Origin of the sequence: Microvirga tunisiensis (assembly GCF_009296175.1) — a bacterium.
In the GTDB taxonomy this organism is placed as follows: domain Bacteria; phylum Pseudomonadota; class Alphaproteobacteria; order Rhizobiales; family Beijerinckiaceae; genus Microvirga; species Microvirga tunisiensis.
The window spans coordinates 1-3,850 of the sequence record NZ_VOSK01000481.1 but is presented as its reverse complement, the minus strand read 5'-3'; the positions used below and the strand labels follow the sequence as shown (position 1 = coordinate 3,850).

Below are 3,850 nucleotides of genomic sequence, written 5' to 3'. Positions count from 1 at the left end.
TATCCTGACCAGTACTCCGAGCGGCATCTGCGCACACTCCAGCGGCGTCTGAAAATCTGGCGCCGGGATGCGGCATGGGCCATGGTGTTCGGGTCATCGGATCAAGGCTCGGTGCCCGCAGAGCCCTGAGGCTTGCCGGGAGCATGAAGATGAGGCAACGACCATCCGTGTCGGGAGCATTCTTCGGTGAGGCAATACGTCGCGACATGGCTGACGCTTGCGGGCAAGCACAGCGCTGCCGATGCGCTGCGGTTGGCCGCCTTCAATGTAGTGTCGGTGGTGACCACCACCGGCTACGCCACGGCTGACTACACGCTGTGGGGCAACCTCATGATCGGCCTGTTCTTCGGTCTCATGTTCGTGGGAGGGTGCACTGGGTCCACTTCGGGCGGGATGAAGATCTTCCGTTTCCAAGTGATGATCCGCATGCTCCAGAGCCAATTTCTGCGCCTGCTCTACCCGCGAGGCGTGTTTCCCCGGATCTATGCGGGCCGGCTGCTGCCCGACGAGGTGATCGGATCGGTGGTGGTGTTCTTCTCGCTCTATTTCATCTGCTACAGCGCGCTCACTGTCGCTATGATGGCATTCGATCTCGACTTCCTGACCAGTGCCAGTGCCGCTGTTGCAGCGCTTTCGAATGTCGGGCCGGGTCTGGGTCCAATCATTGGTCCAGCCGGCAACTTCGCCACACTCCCGGATGCCTCCAAATGGCTCCTCTGCTTTGGCATGCTGCTGGGCCGGCTGGAACTGTTCACGGTGCTGATCTTGTTCTTTCCCCAGTTCTGGCGTGGATAGGGCAAATCTGTCCCTGCTCCCGTTCAAGTTCTGTCCTAGGGAAGGCATGGGAGAGCCTGCCTGCTAAACTATTGTTAGACCCAGAGCTGAGGAGGTTCATCGCACCCGGGGCAGCTATCCGCCTATGTCTCTTCTTGGCACTCCTGAGACCTAAGCTCGAAGGCAGAAATCCTCATCGAACCGGACGTTCCGAAAACGCAGGGAATCTCGGCTCCTGACCCTAAGCTGACTTTCCGATGAGCAACGTCACGATTGGAGATCGTCAGACGCTGAAGCGTTGACGGTACTCTTGTGGTGTCAGGCCGACGATCCGGCCAAAGACCTTCCGAAAGGCGCTCGGGTCCGTGTAGCCGACATCCCAGGCGATCCTTTCCACGGGTGACTTCGTGAACTGCAACAGCTCACGCGCCTTTCCGACACGAAGGCGCTGGATGTACTCGCTGGTCGTCAGCCCCGTCGCCTTCTGGAACCGCCGGATGAACGTCCGCTGCTCCAACCCTGCCTGGGTGGACAGGACGGCTAGGTTCGTTTCCTTGCCCTCGGTCGCCTGGAGCCAATGCTGGACCTTCAGGATGGCGGCATCGCCGTGATTGAGCTTCGGCGCAAAGGCGCTGTAGTAGCTTTGCTCCCGGCCTGGCGGGTCTACCAGGAACGTGCGGGCGGTCTCGACCATGATCGTCGGCCCGAGGAACCTGTCGACCAGCTTCAGGCTCAGGTCGATCCACGCCATCACCCCTCCGGCCGTGATGATGTCCCCGTCATCGATGATGAGCCTGTCCGTGTCGACCTTGGTGCCAGGAAACCGGGACAGGAGCTGCTCCTCGTACGACCAATGTGTCGTCACCGTTCTGCCGGTCGTCAGTCCGGTCTCGCCAAGCAGGAAGGCGCCTTTGCAGATGGATCCGAGGGAGGTGCCTTGCGCATGCCGGCTGCGGAGCCATTCAGCCCACTGCGCTGCCAGCTCCCGGGACAGTGGCTGACCCAGTCCGGGTGGAATGACGAGGATGGACGGGTTTCCCGCAGTCCCCGGGACGGTGTCGAAGACCCGAACCGGCTTCCCGGCCTTCTCTTGCCATTCCCAATGGCTGACCCGCAGGAGTGGACGGTCGCTGCTCTGCTTCTCTCTCGCAAGTTCCTCGGCATAGGTCATAAGGTCGGTCATGCCCAGAACCGCGGCCATCTGCGAGCCTGGATAAAGGACAATCCCGATTTCGGGTGTGCTTTGGGAGATTGGCAATATCGCCTCGGAGTTTGTCACTTTTGCCAATTATATCGTGCAACGGGGTGCCGTATCTAGGGATCACCCTCAACGGCAACAAAGGAAAAGCCCTGTGAGCAAGCGCGCGATCATCGTCGTCGACCTTCAGAACGAGTACCTCCCGTCGGGCAAGCTGCCCCTCGTCGGGATCGATGAGGCCGCCGCCAATGCGGCCAAGGTCATCGAGGCAGCCCGCTCCGCCGGAGACAAGGTCATCCATATCCGCCACGAGAGCCTAACCGATGTGCCGTTCTTCGTGCCCGGCACCGAAGGCGTCGAGATCATCCCGGCCGTCGCGCCGGCCGAGGGCGAACTGGTGATCACCAAGAACTATCCCAACTCCTTCCGCGAGACCGAGCTGAAGCAGGCCTTGGACGAAGAAGGCATCCAGGATGTCGTTGTGGTGGGCGCGATGAGCCACATGTGCATCGATGCCACGAGCCGCGCGGCCGCCGATCTCGGCTACAGCACCACTATCGTCGAAGACGCCTGCGCCACGCGCGATCTGGAGTTCAACGGCAAGACGGTTCCGTCCGCGCAGGTCCATGCTGCCTACATGTCCGCCTTGGCGTTCGCCTATGGCAAGGTCGTCACGACCGATGACCTGACCGCCTGATCCGACTGTCCTATCAAACCGTATAGCGCGCCAGCCCGGCCTTGCGGTCAGGCTGGCGCGCTATCGCCATTCGAGGATGGGCATCGTGAGGATTTTGACGCGGGACGGGTTGCGGTCGTTCGTGGAGAAGGCTAGGTGCGGCGACCGTCTGCTCGTTCTGGAGATGACCCGAGCACTCAGCTTCCATGGGGCTCCTTGAGGTCACACGGCCGGCTTCTGTGGAATGGAGGCACCAGGGCTCACTGGGGTTCGAAAGCCGTGACAATGGGGCAGGGTCCCCCCGACGCGTCATCGCACGCCCGCGCAAGCCGCGACAGCGCGTCCCGCGCTGCCTTCATCTCGACGATCTTGGCATCCAGCGCGGCAATGCGTTCCCTCGCAAGCTCACGGGCACGGGTTCGGTCATCGATCGCATCCAGAGCAATCAGCTCGGCGATCTGCTCCAGCGTGAACCCGGCCGCCTGTGCCGAACGGATGAACCGGAGCCGGCGGACATCCAGCTCACCGTAGCGCCGGACACCGCTGCCGTGCCCCATGCTGCCGACGCGTTCCGGCGTCTCCAGCAGCCCGCGCCGCTGGTAGTACCGCACGGTCTCGACGCCGACGCCGCCCGCACGAGCCAGGCCCGCAATCGTCAGCTCTCGCATCCCTTGACTCCGTACCATGGTACAGACCTTATATCAGGGGCAGCTTCAAGACCAACCCTCGAAATGAGAGCTGCTGCAATGACTTCCACCGCCCAACCTCTCCATGCCACGCTCTACCGCATGGTCATGGACGAGCATGTCTGCCCCTATGGCCTGAAGGCCAGGGACCTCCTGCGCCGCCAAGGCTTCACGGTCGAGGACAAGTGGCTGACCTCGCGTGAAGCAACCGATGCCTTCAAGGCCGAGCATGGCGTTCAGACCACGCCGCAGACCTTCATCAACGGGGAACGGATCGGCGGCTACGACGACCTGCGCCGTCATTTCGGCAAGCCTGTCGTATTGCCTCACCGAAGAATGCTCCCGACACGGATGGTCGTTGCCTCATCTTCATGCTCCCGGCAAGCCTCAGGGCTCTGCGGGCACCGAGCCTTGATCCGATGACCCGAACACCATGGCCCATGCCGCATCCCGGCGCCAGATTTTCAGACGCCGCTGGAGTGTGCGCAGATGCCGCTCGGAGTACTGGTCAGGATA

4 protein-coding genes and 1 pseudogene are annotated in these 3,850 nt (G+C 62.1%); 3 read left to right on the top strand and 2 right to left on the bottom strand.

Annotated features, from left to right (window positions below):
- The first annotated feature begins 186 nt into the window (after nt 1–186).
- Entirely contained in the window at nt 187–795 is a 609-nt protein-coding gene (locus FS320_RS39740; RefSeq protein ID WP_162003548.1) for a potassium transporter TrkG, read from the top strand.
- Nucleotides 796–1,057: 262 nt separating this feature from the next.
- Here FS320_RS39740 and FS320_RS39735 read toward each other — a convergent pair whose 3' ends face one another.
- Nucleotides 1,058–1,975: a GlxA family transcriptional regulator gene (locus FS320_RS39735; protein WP_152717930.1), complete on the bottom strand. Its 918-nt coding sequence runs from the start codon at nt 1,973–1,975 to the stop codon at nt 1,058–1,060.
- 151 nt (nt 1,976–2,126) lie between these two features.
- On the opposite strand from FS320_RS39735, the gene FS320_RS39730 reads away from it, so the two are divergent.
- Entirely contained in the window at nt 2,127–2,669 is a 543-nt protein-coding gene (locus tag FS320_RS39730; RefSeq protein WP_162003547.1) for an isochorismatase family protein, read from the top strand.
- A gap of 239 nt (nt 2,670–2,908) precedes the next feature.
- Here the strand turns inward: FS320_RS39730 and FS320_RS39725 are convergent, their stop codons facing one another.
- Complete coding sequence (locus FS320_RS39725) at nt 2,909–3,334, bottom strand: MerR family DNA-binding protein (protein ID WP_152717928.1); 426 nt, start codon at nt 3,332–3,334, stop codon at nt 2,909–2,911.
- Between the two features lie 60 nt (nt 3,335–3,394).
- On the opposite strand from FS320_RS39725, the pseudogene FS320_RS39720 reads away from it, so the two are divergent.
- Nucleotides 3,395–3,661: pseudogene (locus FS320_RS39720) on the top strand (glutaredoxin family protein); the annotation flags it as partial.
- Nucleotides 3,662–3,850 lie beyond the last annotated feature (189 nt).

Coding starts and splice junctions, on each gene's coding strand:
- FS320_RS39725 (WP_152717928.1), bottom strand. CDS start 3,334: ATGGTACGGAGTCAAGGGATGCGAGAGCTGACGATTGCGGGCCTGGCT.
- FS320_RS39735 (WP_152717930.1), bottom strand. CDS start 1,975: ATGGCCGCGGTTCTGGGCATGACCGACCTTATGACCTATGCCGAGGAA.